We start from the raw sequence: 21,829 nt of genomic DNA, 5'->3' as shown, positions 1-21,829 counted from the left end.
GGAATCCATATCACGAGTAGCGAATATAAAAGATGATAAAAATAAATAGGAGGTCATTCCCTAATGCTTTCCCCTCATACTACCACCCCGTATTCCCCGAAACTGCAGCAACACTTATCGGGTCGATTATTACTTGCTGCTGAAATTCCCTTTCCTCTTAAATTGCTTACAGAACATATCAAAGCAGGTTATATTGCCACAAAAGCCGGCGTCTTGTGTGAAAACGGTAAATATTGCTGTTCGCGCTGTAGTAATCGAAATCAACAGCTATTTTACACATTTCCCTGCAGTATTTGTCAAAAAAACTGCACCTATTGTCGTTCCTGTATCATGATGGGGCGTGTAAGTGAATGTTCCGAGCTTTATTCATGGACAGGACCTGAACTCCATTTTCCAATGCCTCCTAAAGTAATGGCTTGGGACGGTACACTTTCTGATGGGCAAAAAACAGCGTCAGATCGAGTAGTTGCCGCAGTTGAACAAAATGAAGAAGTTCTGATTTGGGCAGTTTGCGGAGCTGGAAAAACGGAAGTGTTGTTTAAAGGAATTGAATCAGCAATCGCAAGCGGTAAACGGGTCTGTATTTGCACTCCACGAACAGACGTGGTGCTCGAACTTGCGCCACGACTTAAACGAGCTTTTCTAAATGTGAAAGTTGCTGCTCTGTATGGCGGCAGTGAAGATAGGCATGTAGCCGCCCCCCTCACTGTTTCGACAACACACCAGCTTTATCGCTTTGCCAATGCTTTCGATACGATCATTATCGATGAAGTTGACGCCTTTCCGTATTCCATGGACACTTCCCTGCAGCAAGCGGTACAGAAGGCAAAAAAACAAACCTCTGCTACGATCTATTTAACCGCAACACTCTCGAGAAGGATGCAACAAGAATATCGAAAAGGGACACTTCAAGCGGTGACGATTCCAGCACGCTACCACCGAAAGCCGATTCCCGTTCCTACAATGAAATGGAGCGGCAATTGGCAAAAGCAGTTTCAGAAAGAGCAAATTCCGCCACACATCCAATCCTGGGTTCGTGATCGAATTGAACGCAATATCCCCATTCTCTTATTTTTCCCGAGCATTAAAGTAATGAAAGAAAGCCTGCCGCTGTTTCAAGAAATCGAACCCCGTCTACTTGCTGTTTATTCAGAAGACCCTGAGCGAAAGGAAAAGGTCACGAAGCTTCGTAATGGAGAGGTTCCTGGATTGCTAACAACGACGATTTTAGAACGAGGTGTGACGATTCATAAATTGGATGTCGCGGTCATTGGCGCAGAGCATCAAGTATTTGCAGAAAGTGCGCTTGTTCAGATTGCCGGTCGTGTAGGAAGAAGTGCGGACCATCCAAGCGGAAATATTACTCTTTTTCATTATGGAAAAAGCGAGGAAATGGTGAAAGCTGTTTTGCATATTGAAAATATGAACCGTGAAGCAAGTAAGCGAGGGTTGCTTGATGTTTGATTTGGCCATCCTGAAACCACGACTCTGTCTGTTATGTGATCAAGAAATAACACATAAGGTATCGTGGAAGAATTTGCTGATGCAGGAACCGGAGATGTTGATCTGTGTGGAATGTTTCGGAAAGCTTGATCCGATCAGCGGTGAATTGTGCAGAATCTGCTCCCGAGTCTTGTCAGCTGAGTTCCGCAGAGATACGCTTTGTTTAGATTGCCACCGTTGGGAACAGGATCCAAAATGGCAAGGATTTTTAACGGAAAATCGGTCGCTTTTTCATTATAATGATTTTATGAAAGAAAGCATCGCTAAATTCAAATATCGTGGCGACTATGCCATTGCTGAGGCATTTTCTTCTTTTGTAAAGGCTGCGCTTCCGAAATTAGCGTTTGATTCTATTGCTGTCATTCCTCTAAGCAGAGAACGGCTGCTAGAGCGAGGCTTCAATCAAGCAGAAGCCTTAGCGATAATTGCAGGGCAAACATGTATCCAGCCACTTACGAGAATTCATTCAGAAAAACAATCAAAGAAATCTCGTCGCGATCGGATTAATTTGCCACAAGTCTTTCAAATCATCGATCCCGATATGGTAGCAGGACAGAAAATCCTCCTAATCGATGATATTTACACAACCGGATCAACACTAAGACATGCGGCTAAAGCGCTCAGGCTTGCGGGTGCAACTGAAATAAGGTCACTCACACTTGCTAGATAGGAATAGGGGCGGGCTTCGCAACATCAGCTCCACACCGCCACCTTCATAAGATGATACAATATTTAGAACCTGAATCTTTTTTATCGTTTTAGTTGGGATCAGCTACACATTGATATTTTTTACGAACCCCTTAATATTTGTCCTATTTCAGTCGATATAAGAGGCAAAGAGTGCAGGTTTCCTGAAAGGGGATTAGCAAGATGGAATTAACGAATTGTGCAAATTGCAATACATTGTTCGTGAAATCAAAGTTTCGTGATGTATGTGATACGTGTTATAAAGAAGAAGAAGCTAAATTTGATATCGTCTATAAATATATTCGCAAAGCCGCCAATCGTACTGCAACAATGCAGCAAGTAGTGGACGGAACAGGTGTTGAAGAAGAGTTGCTTATTAAATTTGTCAAAAAGGGTAGATTGCGTTTGTCACAATTTCCGAATCTCGGATATCCGTGTGAAAAATGTGGGACAATGATTAAAGAGGGAAGAATTTGTGGCAATTGTACAAACTTGATTCGTGCCGATTTGGCAGAGGTTGATAAAGAAGAAAAACGCAAACAAGAAATCACGGAACGTGAGCGCCAAAGTGCCTATTACAGTAGAATGGATGAATAGAAATCCATCTACATGTATAAGGTAAGTTATTGAACTACCCACCACTTAATTTTCTAACGGAAATTTGAAGTGGGGGATTCCTAAGAACACCAATCTATCGATCAGTTATGGGTTAGGCGATCCCCGTAGTCCCTACGGTTAGAAGTCTTACAGCTTCGTTTTTAAGATTTTTCCCTGCGTTTATATCTCGATCATGATAGGTATGGCACTCTGGACAGTCCCATTCACGTAATCCAAGATGTTTAACGTCTTCATTTTTATAGCCACAACATGAACAAAGTTGACTAGAAGGGAAGTTTTTTGCAACCGTTACGACTTGTTTCCCGTACCATTTCGCCTTGTATTCAATCATCCTTTTGAATTGTGACCATGCTACTTCACTAATGGCTTTGGCAAGATTGTGGTTTTTAAGCAGATTAGATACGGACAAATCTTCCATCCCAATCATGTCGTGGTTTTTGACAATCTTAGTGGAAACTTTATCTAAGTAATCTTTTCGTGCATTTGCCATTTTTTCGTGGATGCGTGCTACGTTGATTTTAGCTTTGTACCAATTTGAACCACCTATTGTCCGTCTACTCATGATTCTTTGTGCTTTGGCTAGCTTTTCTTCTAAGGTACGGAAAAACTTTGGATTCGAATAGATCGTCCCATCTGAAAGAATCGCAAAATCTTTGATTCCCAAATCGATCCCTACTGCTGACTCTGTTTTAGGTAACTCTGATACTTCTGATTCGGTTGCTATAGACACAAAGTATTTACCAGAAGGGTTTCGTCTAATGGTAACACTAAGAATGCGTCCTTTTACCTCTCGACTTTTAGCAAAAAGAACAAGCCCTAGTTTAGGTAACTTAATTTTGTTTTCAATAACAGCAATATTTCCGTTCGTATACTTTGTTGTATAAGATTGAACCTGATTCTTTTTCGACTTAAAGCGAGGTTGTTTATTCTGCTTTTTGTAATAACGATCATAGGCATCACTTAGATTTTCAACAGATTTTTGCAAGGCAATACTGTCTATTTCTTTTAAAAAAGGATAGTGTTGCTTTAATTGAGGAAGGTATTTAACCGTTTCGTATTTATTCAAGTATGTACCTTTCCAATCATTAGAAGGAAGTTGGCCATTTTGTTTCATTTCTTCCGTGACGTACCAATAGAGATCTGTTTCTTTTTGTTTACCAAGAAAGAAGTTAAACACGAAACGTGAACAACCTATCGTTTTATTGATTAGTATGGCTTGATCTTTGTTTGGATAGATGCGAAATTTATAGGCCTTATTCATCAACATACGATTCACCTCCTATTTACATTTTACCATTAATTACACATTAACACAAACATTTGTTCTGTCTTGAGTCGGAAAAACAGCAAATAGAAGAGCCTTTAGGCTAATGCCTAACCGAAATTCATTTCCCCCTTATCGTTGGGTTACACCCTTCATACGATTGTGGAGGGAGTCTTCTTTCGGAAAATGATAAAAGCCTAAATTCGACAAATACATGAAAAGATTGTCAATCGAAAAAAATAAAAAAACCAAAAACTTAACCGATAATAGAAAAAAGGGAGTCATCAATAAGCCGAAAGCGAGGAGTGCGAGATGAAGATTAATCAGTTTGGACCATCGGGAGTAAACCCATATAATCGTCAACAACCTAAAGTAGACAGTGCAAAGACATCTTCCGCTAAAGCAACGGACAAGATTGAAATATCCTCCACAGCCAAAGAACTTCAGCAAACATCCCAGATTCATTTGGAAAGACAAAAAAAGGTTGAGCAATTAAAAGCACAATACGAAGCGGGTCAATATAAATTGAACGCAGAAGATACAGCAAAAAGTATCTTGGATTACTATTTTAAGAAATAATGAACGGCAATACGTGAGGCAGAGGAGGGAATCATATAATGTCTACTGGACACATTATCACGGCGTTAGAAAAATTGATTAAGCTCCACAAAGGCTTAAATGAACTGGCATCAAGAAAAACCGACATCATCAAGCGAAGTGATATGGATGCCCTCGCTGCCTTGCTGAATGAAGAACAGAAATATGTGAAGGCGATTGCGATGATTGATCAAGAAAGAGATGTTGCTGTTCAGGAGTTTTTAGAGGTTAGAAGTTCTGGAATGGAAAAAGCGACATTAGTGGAAATGATCGAAATGGTTGATGACTTTGAGAAGCAGGAACTTGAACGTTTGCGAACTGAGCTTATGGATGAAGCAGGCACGCTTAAAGAACAAAACGCTCTAAACCAGCAGCTCATCTACCAATCATTACAATATGTCAATGTCTCACTCGATATGTTACGGCCGAGGCCGCAAGAATATAATTATGAAAAACCGATGCAAAATAAAAGCAGCCAAGCGAAAAGCATGTTTGATTCGCAGGCATAATTATTCAGTAGTTTAATAGAAAAGGAGGTTTCTATAATATGGTCTCAACTTTTATGGGTCTTGAAACAGCAAAGCGTGGCTTATATGCCTCACAAAGCGCTTTATATACCATGTCGCAAAATGTTGCCAATGCCAATACACCTGGATACACGCGGCAGCGAGTTAATTTTGCGCAAACACAAGCTTTCCCTGCACCTGGGATGAATAGCCCAATGGTAGCGGGGCAACTTGGTACGGGTGTTCAGGCGGAGTCCGTGCAACGAGTGCGCGAGAGTTTCCTAGATGTGCAATTCCGGAATCAAGCGAATAAAGTAGGCTATTACGGTACGCTCAGCGACTCTTTTGTCAAGATGGAAGGAATCATGAATGAACCGACAGATGCTGGCTTGCAAGCGACACTTGATACGTTTTGGAAATCATTACAGGACTTAACGGCCAACACAGAAAACTCAGGTGCTCGTGCGGTAGTTGCGGCAAACGGTGAAATGGTAGCTGACACATTGAATTATTACTATAACTCATTAACAAGCGTGCAAGCCGATATGGGCAGCCAAATCGGTGTCAAGCAAGCGGAAATCAACTCGATTCTTGATAATATTGGTGAGATTAACCGACAAATCAGTGAAGTAGAGCCGAATGGCCTTATGCCGAATGACTTGTATGATAAGCGCGATTCATTAGTGGACAGCCTTTCCCAGCTCGTTAATATTAAAGTTACAAGTGTGATTCCGGCGGACTATGGCAATGCGAAACCGATTGCTGAAGGCCTATATAATATTGAATTGATCACAACAGATGGAAAATCGTATACACCACCTGTGAATCTTGTTAGTGTGAATAAATCAGGGATTCTTGGGATTAACAAAGTAGAAGTTTCTTTCGACAATACGACAAAAATGGTCGATGGCGTAAAGTTTGGCGATCGATTTGTTAAAGATACGAATTTTTCAGGGGCGCTTGCAGGATTGATTGAAAGCTATGGCTATTTACATACTGATCCAACGACAAATACAACTGTCACTAAAGGGCATTATCCAGACATGCTTGAAAACTTAAATAAGATGACAAAAGCGTTTGTGGATGAGTTTAATAAAATTCATCGTGAAGGATTCGCTTTGAATGAGAACGTAATAATTGTGGATGGAAAACCGGTTAAAGATCCAGACCTTGCTTATGAATTTTTTGAATTTAAGGCAGGAATGAGTTTCGCACAAGGAATTACAGTCAATGCTGCAATTTTAAAAGATTCTTCTAAAATCGCAGCAGGAGCGGCGAGCGGAGCGTCCGCAGACAATGAAAATGCGAAAAAGTTAGCAGATTTAATCCAGATGGATTTCAGTAAATATTCCCCTGAAACAGACACATTTGGTTTACCAGGGAGTCTCACATCATTTTATGCAGGTATCATCGGCGCAATGGGCGTTGATTCTCAAGGAGTCGCCAAAAACTTCTCGAATTCGACGATTTTGGCCAACTCTGTCGACTATAATCGTCAATCCGTTAGTGCGGTATCTCTTGATGAAGAAATGACGGATATGATTCGCTTTCAACAGGCCTATAACGCGTCTTCACGAGTGATTAATATGATGGATGAAATGCTTGATAAAATTGTCAATGGCTTAGGCACTGGCGGTAGATAAGGAGTGAAAAGATTATGCGTGTAACACAATCGATGCTATCCAATAATATGCTTCACAACCTTAGCAATAGCTATGACCGAATGGCTAAGCTACAGGATCAAATATCTTCGCAAAAAAAATTCACAAAACCGTCCGATGATCCGATGGCGGCGATGATGGGGATGACCTATCGTACGGACGTAAGCAAAATTGAGCAATTTTCCCGCAACATCAATGAAGCGGAAAACTGGATTGATAGTACAGATGATGCTTTAGATCAAGCAACTAGCGCCCTTCAGCGAATTCGCGAGCTAACCGTTCAAGCGAGCAATGGGACGTATGAAGGAAGCCAACGCCAAAGTATTAAGGAAGAAATTGAGCAATTAAAAGAACATTTGATTACGATTGGTGATACGCAAATTGGTGGAAAATATATTTTTAACGGCCAGGATACTAATATTAAGCCATCAACGATAAAAGATGCTGCTGGAAATATTCAATATGGCGCGGGCATGATTAATATCGAGGTTTTCTCTGGCATTCACATTCCAATGAATACCGATGCCTCAAAGACATTTGGGGATGCACTTAAACAAGATGGCAGCATTCAGAAAATCATTGATGCACTAGATGGAAATGATCCGAATATTAGTGATCTATTGGATGATATCGACGCTACGATCGACTCATTCTTAACAACCCGATCCCAAGTAGGCGCTAAACAAAATCGCATTGAATTAATGACAGATCGCCTAGGTCAGCAAGAAATCTTTGCAAAAAAAATCATGTCCAAAAACGAAGATATTGACATTGAAAAAGCCATTATGGACTTAACGACACAAGAAAGCATTCACAGCGCCGCCCTAAGCGTTGGCTCCCGGGTCATTCAACCATCATTAATTGATTTTCTAAGATAAAAATTCAAAAGGGTCTGACCTCGCACTCTATAGACAGTCTATAGTGTTACATACACTTCATCTAAACTGTAAATAAAGTTGCGGGGTCTGACCCTTTTCTCATAGCAAGGACGTGAAAGTTATGCAGCTACCACAGATACAATTACAGTCCAATTTTATAAAAACAGGGTTAACTATAAAGGATTCTGTACAAAAAATGGAACAGCCCAAAGCAATTCAGTCGATCGAACAACCAAAAGCGATTCTAGAAATCCAAACAACACCAGGCAAGCTTTCCATTGATCAAACAAAAGCAAGAGAAGATATGGATTTAAAGAGCGTGTCTAAGCGTGTAGAAGAATTCGCCCAGCTCGGTTATCAAGACTGGCTCGATGGAATGGCGAGAAGAGCAAGCCAAGGCCAAGAACTAAGACATATCGAAAAAGGTGGCAATGTACTCGCTTCTCTTGCAAAAGAAAACGGTTCAAAGCCCCAAAAACAATTTAATATTGGCTGGATTCCTTCCCATTTCAGCGTGCAAATCGACTATCGGCCAGCAGACGTTCAAATTGAAGCAACTCCTCAAAAACCGATAATAAGTGCAGAGGCCCAAAAACCAATTCATGAATATACACCTGGAGAAGTACATGTAGAGGTAGAGGAAAAAAATTCACTGGATATTGATTTCATTAATCTATTTCCAGATGTAACGAGGTAACGATAAATGAAAATACAGACAAAATTTCATGATGAAGTAGAAATCGAAGAAAAAAATATCTTTACATTTGCAAGTGGCATTCCCGGATTTATCGATGAGAAGAAGTTTACCTTACTGCCATTAGAAGGAACACCACTCATCGTCCTGCAATCGACACAAACAAGCCAGGTCGCCTTTATCATGAGTAATCCATTTGAATTTTATCAAGAGTATGAAGCAAATCTCTCACAAGATATATTAAAGGAACTACAAATTGAGTCAGAACAAGATGTCGCATTATTCGTCATATTAACCGTAAGAGATCCATTCAATGAAACAACAGCAAATCTACAGGCCCCGGTCATCTTAAATATGAAAAACCAATCAGGAAAACAATTCATTATGAACACAAGCAACTACTCCATCCGTGAAATGCTTATAGCATCTTCCAAACAGGAGGTAAAATAATGCTAGTCCTAACTAGAAAACCGAATGAATCGATCATGATCGGCAACGACATTGAAATTACCATATTAGCGGTCGAAGGGGACCAAATCAAACTCGGCATCAATGCTCCAAAGCAAGTAGACATTCATCGCAAGGAAATATATCTCGCTATTCAACAAGAAAATAATGAAGCGACAAAAGCTGAATCAAATCTCCTTACTAGCTTAAGTGACTATTTTAAGAAAAAGTAGCAAAAAAAGTGTCAAATCCTATTAACTATTAAATTCAAGTGACGATATTACTAGTAGAGCGTTAGAATGTGACACAGGCGGCCGACTTGTTTACCTTCTAACGTCAAATCCCACAAGGACGTGGAACTTAAAACTCAAGGAGGAAACAAAACATGATTATCAATCATAATATCACAGCACTTAACACACATCGTCAGTTATCAAGTGCTTCAAGTGCACAATCTAAATCAATGGAGAAATTAGCTTCAGGTCTTCGTATCAACCGTGCTGGTGACGATGCAGCTGGACTAGCAATCTCAGAAAAAATGCGTGGACAAATCCGCGGATTAGACCAAGCGTCTAAGAACTCTCAAGATGGTATTTCTTTGATTCAAACAGCTGAAGGTGCATTAAATGAGACACATGATATTCTGCAACGTATGCGTGAATTAGCTACTCAATCAGCGAACGATACAAATACAACAGATGATCGTGGTGAAATCCAAAAGGAAATGAACCAGTTAACTTCTGAAATTAACCGTATCGGTAATACTACTGAATTTAATACGAAAAAATTATTGAATGGTAAAGTAAATGTTACAGAAGCTGTGACTTCAAACGTAAAAGGTACAAACGTTGGTTCTACAGTAAATATTGTTACTGGCGCTACTAATGGTATTGTAACAGGGGATACTGCTGCGTTTAATGGTGTTGTAGAGTTTCAAGCAGGGAAAAACCCAAGTGCTACTGGTGATGTACCTTATACAACTACTTCTGCTCTTAACTCTGGTCCAGACGTTACTGCTGCAGATAATGAATTAACTGTAACAATTAATGGAACAACAAAGACAGTTACACTTGCAGAAGTCGACTATAGTTCAGGTGGGGCTGGCTCTGCAGATGATTTTGCTGCTGATATCGCTTCAAAATTAAATACTGCTTTTGGTACGGGCACTGCAATAACTACTGGTTTTGACAATGATGGTAATCTTTTCATTTCAACAGCAAATAAAACTGATAAAATGACAATTGATGGTGGTAATGCGTTAACTCATATTACGTCTACTGGTTTACCAGGGGCTATAACAGATAATGCTGCACAAGATAGAAATAACTCATTGACAGTAACAGTGGATGGTGTCCAAAAGGATGTTTCTTTAACTAATGTACTATCTGGTAAAGGTACTAACCAAACGATTGCTGGTAACTATGATTTAAGTGATGCTACTGATCAGGGTGACTTCATTACTCAACTTAATTTAGACTTGGCTAATGAATTTGGTGCAGGAAAAGTAGTTGCAAGCTTCTCAAATGATAAACTTGTTTTAACTAGTCAATCAACTGGTTCCACAAGCAATGCTTCAATCGAGGGTGGTGCAGGAAACATTCTCTCTAAATTAGGTGTATCGGAGCAAACAAAAACTGATGGACTTGATATTAATAACACAGTGGCTCTTAAAGTAGATGGTGAAGATATTACGTTTACTTTAGCGAATGCAAATTGGAATACTATGAACCTAGCTAATGAATTACAAACGCAAATTAACAATGCTTCTACAACAGCAAAAGACGTTTCTGTAACGTTTGAAAATGGAAAACTATCAATTACAAGTGGTGAAACTGGAAGCGAAGGTTCTGTTGAAATTACTGATAATGCCTTTGCAAAAGCTACAGGTTTATCAACAGGATCAACTAAAACTGCTGGTGCAGATGCTGAAAATTCTTCATTGAAATTCCAAATCGGTGCCAATGCTGGTCAATCTATGAGTGTAGATATTACTGATATGAGAGCAGATGCTCTTGGAGTCTCATCTTCAACAACTGCGGATACAAAAACTGTAGTAGACGGCCAAGGAAATGAATTAACAGCACATTACAAAGCAACTGCAGAAATTACAGACGGAACTAACGATGAAAAAACTGAATATGCTCTTGATGTTTCAACATCTGAAAATGCAACTGCTGCAATAGCGGTGTTAGATCAATCAATTGCAAGTGTATCTGCTGAGCGTTCTAAACTTGGATCATACCAAAACCGTTTAGAACACACAATCAACAACTTAAACACATCTTCTGAAAACCTAACTGCTGCGGAATCTCGTATCCGTGACGTAGATTATACTTTAGTTGCTTAGGCAGTAACAAGTACAGTCGTCCTAGCTGGTAACGGCTAGTGAGTATGATCGGGTGAATTGCTGGAAACCCCTTAGAGCTTTTCTTGCCACAACGTAGTTGGAAACGACAAGCGTGAAGGTCCTGAAAAAAGAAAAGATTGGGCAATCAGCAGCCAAGCTCCTGACTCGAAAGAGTGGAGAAGGTTCAACGACTAGGATAGACCATCTAAGGCGAAAGCTATGATGATGAAATCCATAGGTGAAACAATGTCCATCAGCATTGTGAATCCGAAGTGCCCGACCCCTAACAAATCATGTTGAGGGTGAAGATATAGTCTAGTCATTTATGAAAGTAAATGTTCGCACGATGGCGAAAGAAATGATGGAACAAACCAAGAATTCAATTCTTTCTCAAGCAGCACAAGCAATGTTGGCTCAATCAAATTCAATGCCTCAAGGAGTTTTACAACTTCTAAGGTAATGAACGAAGGGCGTCTCATTTGGTAACGGATGAGATCATCACTGGGTGAATTGCTGGAACTTCCTAAAGCTTCATCAACCACAACGTAACTGGAAACGGTAAACGTGAGGGTATGAAAATGATGAGGATGAACAATGGATAATCAGCAGCCAAGCTCCTGTGAGGAAACTCTGGAGAAGGTTCAACGACTAGGATAGACTGTCTAAGGCGTTAGCTATGACAATGAAATCCGTAGGGCAGTGAAAACTGTTCGAAGTGCCCAGCTCCATAAAAAACATGGATGAAGATATAGTCTATTCTGTAATCGAAAGATACAGTCGCAAAGCAAGCGAACCAACAACCACAAGGAGTTCTACAACTTCTTCGTTAATTTTAACTTGAAAGGGACTCTAGTATTGCTAGGGTCTCTTTTTCTTAGTGCGCCCGGCATTGTTTAACAGCTAGATGGTGGAAGTCCACTACAGGCTTGGCAGTGGGAGCTATTAGAGAAAGGATCAAAAGGGGATAAAATGGTACATATCTTTGGGAATTTAATGTTACTATTCGCTATAATAGGTTTTCCTTCATTTCTAATCTTGTCTATTGTTGCATTTTTTAAAGGGAATTCTGGAAAGTTTATTAAACTAATAAGCTTATCAGGAATAACTGTTCTTATATTTATTATTGGATTGGTTTTGGCAATTTTCACAGAAAAGGATTACTGGGAACGCCAAGAGATGTCCAAAGAGGATGAAAGAGAAAATCAAGAAATAATCGAAAATATTCAGAGGAATCAACAAGCAATTGAACAAGAACGTTTAAAAAAGGAAGAAGAGGGACGTTTAGAAGTATCACTAAGAACACCTGATCAAATTAAAATAATTGCACAACCTCTTGATTACAAGAGCGTACAAGATAATCTAAATATATACGTGGGAGAATATGCAACATTTACAGGAGAAATTAGTCAAATCTCACCAACTGAATCATACACTCATATGGAACTTTATGTTACTAAGGATTCAGATGTTACTAGTTTAGAAGATATTCTCCTTGTTGAATTTCCGGGTCCCGTTAATCATGTCGTGGGTGATAATGTAACAGTTTATGGTATTATTTCCGAAGGGGAAATTCATATAACAGAACTGGAAAAGGAAATTATTGCACCAAAACTAATGGCAGAACTTATTGAATAGCAAGGAAGTATAGGGACGGTTCTTTTGCTTCAGTGATACAACTCTTAAGATAATTGATTCGAAGGGCGTCTAGCTTGGTAACGAGTTAGATTACAACTGGGTGAATTGCTGGAACTTTCTAAAGCTTCATCAACCACAATGTAACTGGAAACGGTAAGCGTGAAGATATGAAAATGATGAAAATGTAACAATGGATAATCGGTAGCCAAGCTCCTGTGAGGAAACTCTGAGGAGGGTTCAACGACTAGAGAAAACGGTCTAAGGTAAATGCAATGACCGTGAATCTTATAGGACAGCAAATGTTTTGGTCGAAGTGCCCAGTTCCATGAAAACATGGATGAGGATATAGTCTATTCAGTGACCGAAAGGCATAGCGGCAAAGCAAGCCAACCGAAAGGACACAGGGACAGTGAACTAGTACCATCCAGTATTTTGTAACTATTATATGTATAAAAAAGCTGATAACTAGGAGGATTCGAGATGAATCAAGACCAACTAGAACAGAAGAAATTCCTTGAACAGCAGCTTAAATGGAGTGAGGAACAAGTTCGTCTCTTAGATGAGATGAATGTGAAGCTTCATGAAATGAAAAGGATCGCTGAATATGCTTTAGAACATACGCTTTCTCCAATTGAAATTGAGAAGCTGAATGGTCAGCTGAATGAATTAAAGAATGAGTTCCATTCTTTAGAAGAACAGCTATATCCTGTTCTGCATTAGGAGTAAAAAATTGTTTATGAAGATAGAATAGAGTTACCGAATTTAGTCAAGGTTTTTCATAATGCCGCATAAAAAAACATCCCGTTCTCGTATAGAAAAAGGGATGTTTAATGCATTATTCTTCCTTATAAAACCGCTCACCCGTTTCTGGATGAAAGTACACGACCAACTTCTTTTTCGTTGTTGGATCAATGGATACTTCCTTTGTTCGGATGAAGCCGTCGGGGATTTTTGTTCCATGTTTGGTTTTGAATCGGCGGTCCCAGATGAACCAGGAGCCAATAATGATGATGACGACAATGATTAATTGGATACCATAAAAGCCAAGAATCCATTCCATTTGCTTTATTCCTGTTCTGCGATGACGGCTGTTCCATACGCGACGATCTCACTCATGTTTTGGCCGATTTCACCAGAATCAAACCGCATCATGATGATTGCGTTTGCCCCCATCACTTTTGCATTTTCCACCATTCGATCCATCGCCTGCTTGCGGGCATCTTCAAGCATTTCGGTATACTGGCTAATTTCCCCACCTATCAGCCCTTTTAAGGAAGCGACAATATCCTTCCCGAGGCCTCGTGCTCGTACCGTTAATCCGAAAACAGGTCCTTTAATTTCGGTTACTTTATAGTTAGCGATATTTTCTGTAGTGACAATAATCATGTTACATGCACCCCATTTTAAGAAAAGTTTATACGTAATACCTTTATTCTACAGTTTTATTTATATACCTGCCATTTTTATATAGTATAGGGTTCTAAACCACTATCTAAAAAGAAAGCTAGAACATTCAGCTAATAAAAGTTTTGCGGCAGATAAATCTATTTACGTAATAAAACTCATCAACCAATCACATTGTTGAAGAACGGTGTTGCATGGTCCCAGCATCACGAATATTCGAAACAGGATCAATAAGGAATGTGAAAAAAGTTTTGGATACAAAGAACTATTCAGAATATTTATTAGGTGCCTGTATATGATGTAATAGGGGGTGGTTATGATGGGAATAAAATTGATAAAGATTGGTGTCGTTTATTTTTTGATTGGTATTTTATTCGGATTGTACATGTCTGCAACACACGAATTTACATTAAAAACGGTCCATGTTCACATTAATTTATTGGGTTGGATGTCACTTTCATTGGCTGGTATCTTTTATCATCTTTTTCCTCAGCTTGCTAAAACAACATCGGCAAAAGTTCATTTCTGGTTGCACAATATTGGTTTGCCGATCATGATGATTTGTATTGCTTTGGCGATTTATGGCGTAGGTGGCGAAGTATTCTTCCCGATTGCTACGATTGGCGGAGTACTTACCGTTATTGGGGTGTGTTTCTTTGGATATAATGTTTTGAAACATTTAAAGGTGGAGAGTAACTAAGCGACATCTATTCACTAACACTAATCTGAACGTCTATGGGGATAACTTTGAAAACATCAAATGGCCCATGAAGGCTCGTTCCTTCATAGGCCATATTGTTTGCCTGTGTTACCTAATCATAAGCATTGTATTACATCGTTTCTCGTTGATTTGCTTTGAGCAGATCACGGATTTCTGTCAATAGTTCTTCTTCTTTAGTTAATGATGGTGAAGCTTCTTCGACTTTTTTCTTACGTGTATACAGTTTGTTGAACAGCTTGATAAATAAGAAAATCGAAAAAGCTACAATGATAAAGTCAACGATTGTTTGAATAAACATTCCGTATTTTACTGCTTTAAATGATAAATCAGTGAAATCTATTACACCGAGCAAAAGCCCAATTAATGGCATGATGATATCATTAACGAGTGAGCTAACAATTTTACCGAAAGCTGTACCGAGAATAACCCCGACTGCTAGGTCAATCACATTCCCGCGCATCGCAAATTCTTTAAATTCCTTAATCATTCCAGACAACTCCTTATTAAAAGAATAGAAAAAATATAACATGTTTCGTGCGACGAAAATAGGATAATGGTGAAATTAGGTGATAAGACTTATTTTTATCATGTCATTTTTAAGAACTAATAGGGTATTTTGAATAAATTAATAAACGAAAATATGTGAATATGGGTCATATTTACTGTTGTTTCCGGAAAATTATGAGGTGGTAAAAATTTTTTCAACTCTGCCGATACAATAAGTAAGTGAATGCGAGCGGAGTGTGAAAGATATGCAAATCCTTCAAAATGCCAATCTTCTATTACAAAATATCAGTGGGAAATCGGCAAAGCAACATATCGGGGATATAGTACAAGTGACTGTGAAAGAACGGTTGAGTGACCAAGAAGCTGTTGTTTCTGTGAATGGAAAACTATTTACTGTGAAATTTGAAGGAGAAATCCCGAGTGAAAACCGTATTTCGATTGAAATTACAGGTAAGACTGATGAAGGGAAATTTCTTGTACGAGTTTCCGAACGGGAGACTTCTGAAATAAGTAACCAGCAAGGAAAGCTTGGAAATGTTCAAGAACAACCTAAACAGCAGTTGAGTGAAGCGGTAAAAATGTTTACAGACAAAGGAATTGTTGTGACGAAAGAAAATATGGCTACTATTAAAAACTATTTGACTAGTGACAGCGGAACAATCGACCAAAAAATGGCGACGTTGAGGATCATAGCGGAGAAACAAATTCTGCTAACACATCTAACTCTGAAATCTGTCCATGAAGCATTACACGGTCCAGCCATTTCTGATACATTATTATCGATTTTGGATAAGGTGGACGCTCCAATGCAAGAGATTGTTAATGAGGTAGATAAGAAAACCGAGCCACTTATCATGAAGAATCAATCAACAGGATTGACGGCTACTCAAATCAATCAAAAGTCTAACGAGGATTTTTTAACAAATATTCAGCCCCCAAGTAGTGAACAGCTAGTGACTTCTAATCCTAAAAAGGTGGCTCAGGTGAGTTCGACAGAAGCAATTTCTCCTGTTATGCCAGAACTAGAAATGAACACGCAAGAATTCTCTGAAACAGAAATGTACTTCATAAATGAAGCTATTCAAAGTCTAAAAGTAGATTCTAAAAACGTTATTGTGACGGAAGTAACGGAAAAATTGGCGCAAATGGCCATCGACTTTAAAAAAGTACGTCAAGAGGTTAATAGAAACTTAGATATGATCACAAAAATGGTTGAACCCCGACATGTACAGTCATCGAGTATTCAGCAAGTTGTGGAGTCGACGATTCATAAACTAGATAAAGCAATATTACAGAGTGATTTCCTTTTATATGCGGATATGGGGACGGAAAAGAAATTACTATCCGCAAGTTCCCAATTAGCAGAAGCGAAGAAGTTCCTAGAACAAGGTGAATATGCTCGGGCACAGCAAATCGTTAAAGAAGTGAAAGCCCATGTAGAATCGATTATTTTCAAGCCATCAGATGTAAAAATGCAGCATTTTATGACGGAAAGGTCTCAAATTGAAACACCTTCTTCGACAAAACAAGTAGCCACTTTGATTCAACAAACAGTTCAACCGTTTCCTGAAACAGGTTCATCATCAAGAACCGTATACGAAATGGTCCGTAAGCTTGGGTTAACGCATGAAACGGAATCGGCCGTTACGTTGATGACTAAATCTGGTCATCAAGATCCGAATCAAAATAATGAGAATGTAAAAGCAGCCTTGTTACGTGTCATGCGGGGAGAGGATGTTAAACCGCAAGTACAGCAACAGGCTGAGCAGGCTGTCCATCAAATCACTGGCCAACAGTTACTGAATAAACCGGATTCTTCCGGGCTGCAAAATTTATTCTTTCAGTTGCCGTATGTAATGGATAAGCAAGTCGAAAATGTGAAGATTTATATTAATTCACGCAAAAATGGTGATAAGGTAGACTGGGAGAATTGCAATTTAGTTTTTTCACTTGAAACGAAGAAGCTAGGTGAAATCGGCGTTGTTCTGACGGCGACAAATCGAAAGGTCAGTCTTACTTTTAAGAGTGATAAAGAGGAACTTCAACATATTGTTAGCGGTATGACTGAAATTACGAAAGAACGTTTTGGCGACATTGGGTATCAGTTGAATGCAATCGGGGTGAAAACAACAGAAGAAAGTAAGGTTGAAAAGCCAATTGATAAACTGAACAGCCGTGAAGCCTTACAGCCAGAGAAAGGTTTTGATTTTTCAATATGAGAAATGCACAATATTTTCATCCGAAAAAGATCCGGACAATGAATGGACCAACTGCTGCGGTGATAAAATATGAGAATAATCAAGAAGCGGCGCCAACAATTATTGCCCAAGGATCGGGACAGGTTGCCAAAAGGATTATAGAGTTAGCGCAACAGAATCATATTCACATGCAAGAAGATGAATCGTTAATCGGCACATTGCTAAATATTGACCTTGGCGAATCTGTTCCACCACAGCTTTATGCAGCTATTGCTGAGATTTTGCTTTTATTAGAAGAAATAGAGAAAAAATACTAGATGTGTTTATATAGAAGAAAAGGTGATCGATATGGAAATCCAACGAGTGACAAGAGCCACGCCTTCAAAGCTGACATCAACTGAGGAAGTCGCGAAAGGTTCAATTCAGTTTCAATCTGTGATAGATAAGAGACGTCACGAAATGAATTATGAACGATTAACGAAGAAAGTCGCGGACCTTGAAATACAGGGAAACAAGCTCGCAGAAAATAGTACCGTCGATAATCTCCGAAAATATAAACGAATGATTAAAGACTTCATGGACGATGCCGTAAAAAATGGGCTCGAGCTTCAAGAACAGCGCGGCTTCAATCAAAGAGGTTCTACGAAAATTTATAAGCTTGTTAAAGAAGTGGATAAGAAAGTGATCGAGCTTACGAATGAAGTGCTTGAAAAAGAGAAAAACGGTTCGAACATCCTGAACCTTGTTGGTGAAATTAAAGGCATGTTGATCAATATTTATACATGAGGGTGTCCAAAAACGAAAGGGTCAGACCACGCAACTCCAATATACAGTTCAAATTAATCGTAACTACAACTCTGAACTGTAAGAGTGCGAGGTCAGACTCTTCTTATTGTTCATATAAACCTAAAATTTCTCTACTTCATTCCGATATATAAGATAACTATATGAATATTGGAGGCAAATGTGATGTTGAAGGGTCTTTCTACGAATGCCCTTTCCTCACAGCTTTGAACAGCCATCTCAGACGGAGTCAGTTTTTATTATCAAAGAGAAATTGATACGATTACTTATCGTGAAAAATAGAGTAAAAGAAGTGAAGGATCCTTCTAAAAAGTAGATTCAGGACGTTGTTGGGGGCCTGAAAGTATTTTTGTAGCTTACTCATACTACTGTTCGGTTTTTAGATTTACGAAAAGTTAAATGAGTATTGCGTTAGGGTTATCGATGATGAAACGCTTCGCGAACTTCCGCCAGAAAAATTATTGAATGTCTATACAGCTATTACGGGGTTTGTCGGTATGATGGTTGATGAAAAAATATAAGTAGGTGATGAATCATGGTACGTGTTAGTGGATTAGCAAGTGGAATGGATATTGATGAACTCGTTAAAAGTATGATGCAAGCTGAGCGGATACCAATGGATAAATTAACCCAGAAGAAGCAGTATACAGAATGGCAGCGGGATGATTATCGGTCGATGAATACAGCATTATTAGAGCTCGATAAGCTGATTAGTGATGGAGTTGGGATGCAAAAATCGTTTATTAAGAAAACAGTGACGGTTTCAAATCCTGATGCTTTGTCAGTTAGAAATATTAATTCTACCACGGACTTTTCGGGAACAATTGAAGTGAATGATCTGGCAACAGCAGCTACTATGAGAAGTAATGGTACTACTGTAGTAGATGATCCAAAAAAGAAACTATCCGATTTTGGTATAACAGAATCTCAGGAAATTTCAATTCTAGCTATAAATAAAGATGGTGGTTTTGATAAAAATTCAGATGAAACGCTTAAACCGTATAAACTTACGATCAATTCAACAGATACGTTAGAGAGTATCATTAGTAAGATAAATGCAGAATCAGGAGTGACTGTTTTTTATGATCAACAGTCAAAAAAATTCTCCATGACTGCTAAAAATACCGGTGATGTAAAAGGTGCAGCTGAAATCCAATTAGAGGGTACCTTATTTACGAACACAATGAAAATGGATATAAACAGTTATCGAGCATCCATTAATGGTAGGGGGGCAGCAGGTACAAATGCTTCTGTAACCTACAATGGTCTAAAGATAGAGAGATCCTCCAACACCTTCACGATTAACGGTGCAGAAATAACCTTAAAAAAGAAAACAACCGATCCAGTAACCTTCTCATCAACCGCCGATGTCGACGCAATCCTAGACACCGTCACAAAATTTGTCGAAAAATACAATGAAATGATTGAAAAAATTAAAAATAAAACAAATGAAACAAAGTATCGCTCCTTCGCTCCTTTGACAGCGGAACAAAAGAAGGAACTGACTGAAGATGAAGTTAAGCTCTGGGAAGAAAAGGCGAAAAGCGGCACGTTAAAAAATGATTCTACTCTTAAGAGTCTGTTAACAACGATGAGGTCTTCTTTATATACTTCAGTAAGCGGAGTAGCCGGAGTTAATGCACTTGCAATGATTGGTATTTCGACGACGAGTAATTACTTGGATGGTGGAAAGCTAACGATTAATGAAGATAAGCTCCGTGCAGCAATTTCGGAAGATCCGAATGCGATTTATCAATTATTTATGGCGAATGGAGATAAGCAAAGTGAGCAAGGTTTAGCCCGTCGCCTAAGAAGTGATCTTAAAACAGCTATGACAACCATTACCGAAAAAGCTGGTAAAGCGAGTTCTGTTAATAACACTTTTACAATCGGCAAGCTGCTTAACAATTTAGATACGAGAATTTCTACATTTGAAGAGAAATTAACGAAATTGGAATCTCGTTATTATAGTCAGTTTACGGCCATGGAAAAAGCGATTCAAAAAGCGAACAGTCAAAGTGCTTCATTAATGCAATACTTTAGTTAAACCAAGATAGAAAGGAAGTTTATACATATGGCGATCAATAATCCATATCAATCTTACCAACAAAATTCTGTGAACACTGCGTCTCCTGGTGAGCTGACTTTAATGCTGTATAATGGCTGCTTGAAGTTCATGATGCTTGGGAAGAAGGCCATTGAAGAAGGAAATATTGAAGAGAAAAATAAGAACCTCCTTAAAGCACAAAATATCATTCATGAGTTAATGGTCACGTTAAATATGGATGTGGCTGTATCCAAGGATATGATGACTCTTTACGATTTCATGAATCGGCGCCTGATCGAAGCAAATATGAAAAATGACCTTGTCGCAATAGAAGAGGTTGAGGGACTAGTTAAGGAATTCCGTGATACGTGGAAAGAAGCGATTCAAATGAACCGAAAAAGTCAGTTTACCCAAAGCGGGCAAGCTTAATGTCGCTTCAGAAATTCAATGATAGTACGGTTGAATTACTTTCCATTTTAAACGGTTCATTGATCGTAGAACGTGATGATATGATCAACCGGATTGTTGAACTGCTTGAGGAGCGGGAAGGGTGGATTCATGGTATCCAACCACCTTTCACCGAGGAAGAACAGCAATTAGGTCGCCAAGTTGTACGTTTAAATCAGCAGGTCGATGAGCTCCTGTTGTTGCAAAAAAAAGCGATTCAGCGCGATATTAGACAACTGAATGAAAAGAAACAGACGTCGGCTAGGTACTCAAATCCTTACGATCATCTCTTAGTTGATGGAGTTTTTTACGATAAAAAAAATTAAACTGTCCAAAAAAGGGGCGGGGCTTCGCAAAATCAGCTCCGCACCGCCACCTTCATAAGGCGATACAATTGGAGAATCTGAACCTTTTTCATCGTTGGGTTGCGTGTAGACGCTCATGGATGTTTTTTATGAATATATTTGTGAAATCAATCACGAAAGATTGCTAAATCCTACTTGGCTCATACAGAAACTAGATTCGGTTTTACTGCTAATAAGGAGTTTTTACATTGTTGGCAATCAATTTTTATGAGTGGCTTAAATTTAATGTTTCTTCGATCTTTTCTGTTTTGTTCAAAATAGCAATATTGTATATGACACTCACAATACTTCTGCGATTTTACTAGATGAATTTTACCATCTATTTCTACAGTTGGCACATATAATTGATTCATCATTTTCTTAGACGCTTCCATCTTCTATGTCTGTTCCTCTCGATATTTGATCCTTTCGATTTGCGAGAAATTTGCTGAATTATATAGGTCGAGTCATTCTTGATCTTACCTTCAAATATAGCTAGATCCATATTAGCACCTCTTTT

The 21,829-nt window shown here is 38.9% G+C and carries 25 protein-coding genes and 1 pseudogene; 22 read left to right on the top strand and 4 right to left on the bottom strand.

Annotated features, from left to right (window positions below):
* Positions 1 to 63: 63 nt before the first annotated feature.
* The 3 genes from AC1MGI_RS03365 (at position 64) to AC1MGI_RS03355 (ending at position 2,787) form a co-directional block, all read left to right on the top strand.
* Positions 64 to 1,464 carry an ATP-dependent helicase ComFA gene (locus AC1MGI_RS03365; protein WP_480348524.1) on the top strand — a complete coding sequence of 467 codons (1,401 nt, stop codon included), beginning with the start codon at positions 64 to 66 and terminating at the stop codon, positions 1,462 to 1,464.
* Between the two features lie 79 nt (positions 1,465 to 1,543).
* The gene (locus tag AC1MGI_RS03360) at positions 1,544 to 2,173 is read left to right on the top strand and encodes a ComF family protein (protein WP_480348523.1); all 630 of its coding nucleotides are present in this window, start codon (positions 1,544 to 1,546) and stop codon (positions 2,171 to 2,173) included.
* Positions 2,174 to 2,373: 200 nt separating this feature from the next.
* The gene (locus tag AC1MGI_RS03355) at positions 2,374 to 2,787 is read left to right on the top strand and encodes a TIGR03826 family flagellar region protein (protein WP_480348521.1); all 414 of its coding nucleotides are present in this window, start codon (positions 2,374 to 2,376) and stop codon (positions 2,785 to 2,787) included.
* A 112-nt stretch (positions 2,788 to 2,899) separates the two neighbouring features.
* Here the strand turns inward: AC1MGI_RS03355 and tnpB are convergent, their stop codons facing one another.
* A complete protein-coding gene (tnpB, locus tag AC1MGI_RS03350; RefSeq protein WP_480348520.1) occupies positions 2,900 to 4,075 on the bottom strand; it encodes an IS200/IS605 family element RNA-guided endonuclease TnpB in 1,176 nt (391 codons plus the stop codon).
* A 309-nt stretch (positions 4,076 to 4,384) separates the two neighbouring features.
* Here tnpB and flgM point away from each other — a divergent pair, with 309 nt between their 5' ends.
* The 11 genes and pseudogenes from flgM to AC1MGI_RS03295 all read left to right on the top strand — a co-directional run bounded on the left by flgM (position 4,385) and on the right by AC1MGI_RS03295 (position 13,557).
* Positions 4,385 to 4,651 carry a flagellar biosynthesis anti-sigma factor FlgM gene (flgM, locus tag AC1MGI_RS03345; protein WP_480348518.1) on the top strand — a complete coding sequence of 89 codons (267 nt, stop codon included), beginning with the start codon at positions 4,385 to 4,387 and terminating at the stop codon, positions 4,649 to 4,651.
* Between the two features lie 38 nt (positions 4,652 to 4,689).
* Positions 4,690 to 5,178, top strand: coding sequence for a flagellar protein FlgN (locus AC1MGI_RS03340; RefSeq protein WP_480348516.1), 489 nt, complete (start codon positions 4,690 to 4,692; stop codon positions 5,176 to 5,178).
* A gap of 38 nt (positions 5,179 to 5,216) precedes the next feature.
* Complete coding sequence (gene flgK, locus AC1MGI_RS03335) at positions 5,217 to 6,818, top strand: flagellar hook-associated protein FlgK (RefSeq protein ID WP_480348514.1); 1,602 nt, start codon at positions 5,217 to 5,219, stop codon at positions 6,816 to 6,818.
* Between the two features lie 14 nt (positions 6,819 to 6,832).
* The gene (gene flgL, locus AC1MGI_RS03330) at positions 6,833 to 7,714 is read left to right on the top strand and encodes a flagellar hook-associated protein FlgL (RefSeq protein ID WP_480348512.1); all 882 of its coding nucleotides are present in this window, start codon (positions 6,833 to 6,835) and stop codon (positions 7,712 to 7,714) included.
* A gap of 121 nt (positions 7,715 to 7,835) precedes the next feature.
* Positions 7,836 to 8,411: a DUF6470 family protein gene (locus AC1MGI_RS03325; RefSeq protein WP_480348510.1), complete on the top strand. Its 576-nt coding sequence runs from the start codon at positions 7,836 to 7,838 to the stop codon at positions 8,409 to 8,411.
* A 6-nt stretch (positions 8,412 to 8,417) separates the two neighbouring features.
* Positions 8,418 to 8,858, top strand: a complete 441-nt coding sequence (gene fliW, locus AC1MGI_RS03320) for a flagellar assembly protein FliW (protein ID WP_480348509.1) — start codon at positions 8,418 to 8,420, stop codon at positions 8,856 to 8,858.
* On the top strand, positions 8,858 to 9,088 hold the full coding sequence (csrA, locus tag AC1MGI_RS03315) for a carbon storage regulator CsrA (RefSeq protein WP_480348507.1): 231 nt from the start codon (positions 8,858 to 8,860) through the stop codon (positions 9,086 to 9,088). Before fliW ends, csrA begins: the two co-directional genes overlap by 1 nt.
* A gap of 152 nt (positions 9,089 to 9,240) precedes the next feature.
* Positions 9,241 to 11,202 carry a flagellin N-terminal helical domain-containing protein gene (locus AC1MGI_RS03310; protein ID WP_480348505.1) on the top strand — a complete coding sequence of 654 codons (1,962 nt, stop codon included), beginning with the start codon at positions 9,241 to 9,243 and terminating at the stop codon, positions 11,200 to 11,202.
* 346 nt (positions 11,203 to 11,548) lie between these two features.
* A pseudogene (locus AC1MGI_RS03305) lies at positions 11,549 to 11,662 on the top strand (flagellin); the annotation flags it as partial.
* 509 nt (positions 11,663 to 12,171) lie between these two features.
* Complete coding sequence (locus AC1MGI_RS03300; protein WP_480348503.1) at positions 12,172 to 12,837, top strand: hypothetical protein; 666 nt, start codon at positions 12,172 to 12,174, stop codon at positions 12,835 to 12,837.
* Positions 12,838 to 13,317: 480 nt separating this feature from the next.
* Positions 13,318 to 13,557, top strand: coding sequence for a hypothetical protein (locus tag AC1MGI_RS03295; protein ID WP_480348501.1), 240 nt, complete (start codon positions 13,318 to 13,320; stop codon positions 13,555 to 13,557).
* A gap of 115 nt (positions 13,558 to 13,672) precedes the next feature.
* Here AC1MGI_RS03295 and AC1MGI_RS03290 read toward each other — a convergent pair whose 3' ends face one another.
* Both AC1MGI_RS03290 and AC1MGI_RS03285 read right to left on the bottom strand, forming a co-directional pair.
* Complete coding sequence (locus AC1MGI_RS03290; protein WP_480348500.1) at positions 13,673 to 13,897, bottom strand: hypothetical protein; 225 nt, start codon at positions 13,895 to 13,897, stop codon at positions 13,673 to 13,675.
* A gap of 5 nt (positions 13,898 to 13,902) precedes the next feature.
* On the bottom strand, positions 13,903 to 14,223 hold the full coding sequence (locus AC1MGI_RS03285; RefSeq protein ID WP_480348498.1) for a YbjQ family protein: 321 nt from the start codon (positions 14,221 to 14,223) through the stop codon (positions 13,903 to 13,905).
* 337 nt (positions 14,224 to 14,560) lie between these two features.
* On the opposite strand from AC1MGI_RS03285, the gene AC1MGI_RS03280 reads away from it, so the two are divergent.
* Complete coding sequence (locus AC1MGI_RS03280) at positions 14,561 to 14,941, top strand: cytochrome-c oxidase (RefSeq protein WP_480349692.1); 381 nt, start codon at positions 14,561 to 14,563, stop codon at positions 14,939 to 14,941.
* 130 nt (positions 14,942 to 15,071) lie between these two features.
* Here AC1MGI_RS03280 and mscL read toward each other — a convergent pair whose 3' ends face one another.
* Positions 15,072 to 15,449: a large-conductance mechanosensitive channel protein MscL gene (mscL, locus tag AC1MGI_RS03275; RefSeq protein ID WP_480348496.1), complete on the bottom strand. Its 378-nt coding sequence runs from the start codon at positions 15,447 to 15,449 to the stop codon at positions 15,072 to 15,074.
* Positions 15,450 to 15,714: 265 nt separating this feature from the next.
* Between mscL and AC1MGI_RS03270 the strand changes: the two genes are divergently transcribed.
* The 7 genes from AC1MGI_RS03270 (at position 15,715) to fliT (ending at position 21,291) form a co-directional block, all read left to right on the top strand.
* Positions 15,715 to 17,688: a hypothetical protein gene (locus tag AC1MGI_RS03270; protein ID WP_480348494.1), complete on the top strand. Its 1,974-nt coding sequence runs from the start codon at positions 15,715 to 15,717 to the stop codon at positions 17,686 to 17,688.
* A complete protein-coding gene (locus AC1MGI_RS03265) occupies positions 17,685 to 17,984 on the top strand; it encodes an EscU/YscU/HrcU family type III secretion system export apparatus switch protein (RefSeq protein WP_480348492.1) in 300 nt (99 codons plus the stop codon). Before AC1MGI_RS03270 ends, AC1MGI_RS03265 begins: the two co-directional genes overlap by 4 nt.
* A 31-nt stretch (positions 17,985 to 18,015) precedes the next feature.
* On the top strand, positions 18,016 to 18,453 hold the full coding sequence (locus AC1MGI_RS03260; protein ID WP_480348491.1) for a YaaR family protein: 438 nt from the start codon (positions 18,016 to 18,018) through the stop codon (positions 18,451 to 18,453).
* A 401-nt stretch (positions 18,454 to 18,854) separates the two neighbouring features.
* Entirely contained in the window at positions 18,855 to 18,992 is a 138-nt protein-coding gene (locus AC1MGI_RS03255) for a flagellar protein FlaG (protein WP_480349691.1), read from the top strand.
* A gap of 14 nt (positions 18,993 to 19,006) precedes the next feature.
* Entirely contained in the window at positions 19,007 to 20,518 is a 1,512-nt protein-coding gene (locus AC1MGI_RS03250; RefSeq protein WP_480348489.1) for a flagellar hook-associated protein 2, read from the top strand.
* Positions 20,519 to 20,545: 27 nt separating this feature from the next.
* Positions 20,546 to 20,947, top strand: coding sequence for a flagellar export chaperone FliS (gene fliS, locus AC1MGI_RS03245; RefSeq protein WP_480348487.1), 402 nt, complete (start codon positions 20,546 to 20,548; stop codon positions 20,945 to 20,947).
* The gene (gene fliT / locus AC1MGI_RS03240) at positions 20,947 to 21,291 is read left to right on the top strand and encodes a flagellar protein FliT (protein WP_480348485.1); all 345 of its coding nucleotides are present in this window, start codon (positions 20,947 to 20,949) and stop codon (positions 21,289 to 21,291) included. The genes fliS and fliT overlap by 1 nt, the downstream gene beginning before the upstream one ends.
* Positions 21,292 to 21,829 lie beyond the last annotated feature (538 nt).

It is taken from the genome of Peribacillus sp. BM1 (assembly GCF_056679975.1).
Note: the sequence above shows the minus strand (reverse complement) of the source record. Positions and strands in the feature narration are given on the sequence as shown.

Bases quoted from the DNA above. Each gene is read 5' to 3' on its own strand.
- AC1MGI_RS03290 (WP_480348500.1), bottom strand. From the start codon at position 13,897: ATGGAATGGATTCTTGGCTTTTATGGTATCCAATTAATCATTGTCGTC.
- AC1MGI_RS03295 (WP_480348501.1), top strand. From the start codon at position 13,318: ATGAATCAAGACCAACTAGAACAGAAGAAATTCCTTGAACAGCAGCTT.
- AC1MGI_RS03265 (WP_480348492.1), top strand. From the start codon at position 17,685: ATGAGAAATGCACAATATTTTCATCCGAAAAAGATCCGGACAATGAAT.
- AC1MGI_RS03355 (WP_480348521.1), top strand. From the start codon at position 2,374: ATGGAATTAACGAATTGTGCAAATTGCAATACATTGTTCGTGAAATCA.
- fliT (WP_480348485.1), top strand. From the start codon at position 20,947: ATGTCGCTTCAGAAATTCAATGATAGTACGGTTGAATTACTTTCCATT.
- AC1MGI_RS03340 (WP_480348516.1), top strand. From the start codon at position 4,690: ATGTCTACTGGACACATTATCACGGCGTTAGAAAAATTGATTAAGCTC.
- AC1MGI_RS03310 (WP_480348505.1), top strand. From the start codon at position 9,241: ATGATTATCAATCATAATATCACAGCACTTAACACACATCGTCAGTTA.
- AC1MGI_RS03325 (WP_480348510.1), top strand. From the start codon at position 7,836: ATGCAGCTACCACAGATACAATTACAGTCCAATTTTATAAAAACAGGG.
- fliS (WP_480348487.1), top strand. From the start codon at position 20,546: ATGGCGATCAATAATCCATATCAATCTTACCAACAAAATTCTGTGAAC.
- AC1MGI_RS03260 (WP_480348491.1), top strand. From the start codon at position 18,016: ATGGAAATCCAACGAGTGACAAGAGCCACGCCTTCAAAGCTGACATCA.
- flgL (WP_480348512.1), top strand. From the start codon at position 6,833: ATGCGTGTAACACAATCGATGCTATCCAATAATATGCTTCACAACCTT.
- AC1MGI_RS03365 (WP_480348524.1), top strand. From the start codon at position 64: ATGCTTTCCCCTCATACTACCACCCCGTATTCCCCGAAACTGCAGCAA.
- AC1MGI_RS03300 (WP_480348503.1), top strand. From the start codon at position 12,172: ATGGTACATATCTTTGGGAATTTAATGTTACTATTCGCTATAATAGGT.
- AC1MGI_RS03270 (WP_480348494.1), top strand. From the start codon at position 15,715: ATGCAAATCCTTCAAAATGCCAATCTTCTATTACAAAATATCAGTGGG.
- AC1MGI_RS03360 (WP_480348523.1), top strand. From the start codon at position 1,544: ATGCAGGAACCGGAGATGTTGATCTGTGTGGAATGTTTCGGAAAGCTT.
- csrA (WP_480348507.1), top strand. From the start codon at position 8,858: ATGCTAGTCCTAACTAGAAAACCGAATGAATCGATCATGATCGGCAAC.
- fliW (WP_480348509.1), top strand. From the start codon at position 8,418: ATGAAAATACAGACAAAATTTCATGATGAAGTAGAAATCGAAGAAAAA.
- AC1MGI_RS03285 (WP_480348498.1), bottom strand. From the start codon at position 14,223: ATGATTATTGTCACTACAGAAAATATCGCTAACTATAAAGTAACCGAA.
- flgM (WP_480348518.1), top strand. From the start codon at position 4,385: ATGAAGATTAATCAGTTTGGACCATCGGGAGTAAACCCATATAATCGT.
- mscL (WP_480348496.1), bottom strand. From the start codon at position 15,449: ATGATTAAGGAATTTAAAGAATTTGCGATGCGCGGGAATGTGATTGAC.
- tnpB (WP_480348520.1), bottom strand. From the start codon at position 4,075: ATGTTGATGAATAAGGCCTATAAATTTCGCATCTATCCAAACAAAGAT.
- flgK (WP_480348514.1), top strand. From the start codon at position 5,217: ATGGTCTCAACTTTTATGGGTCTTGAAACAGCAAAGCGTGGCTTATAT.
- AC1MGI_RS03280 (WP_480349692.1), top strand. From the start codon at position 14,561: ATGGGAATAAAATTGATAAAGATTGGTGTCGTTTATTTTTTGATTGGT.
- AC1MGI_RS03250 (WP_480348489.1), top strand. From the start codon at position 19,007: ATGGTACGTGTTAGTGGATTAGCAAGTGGAATGGATATTGATGAACTC.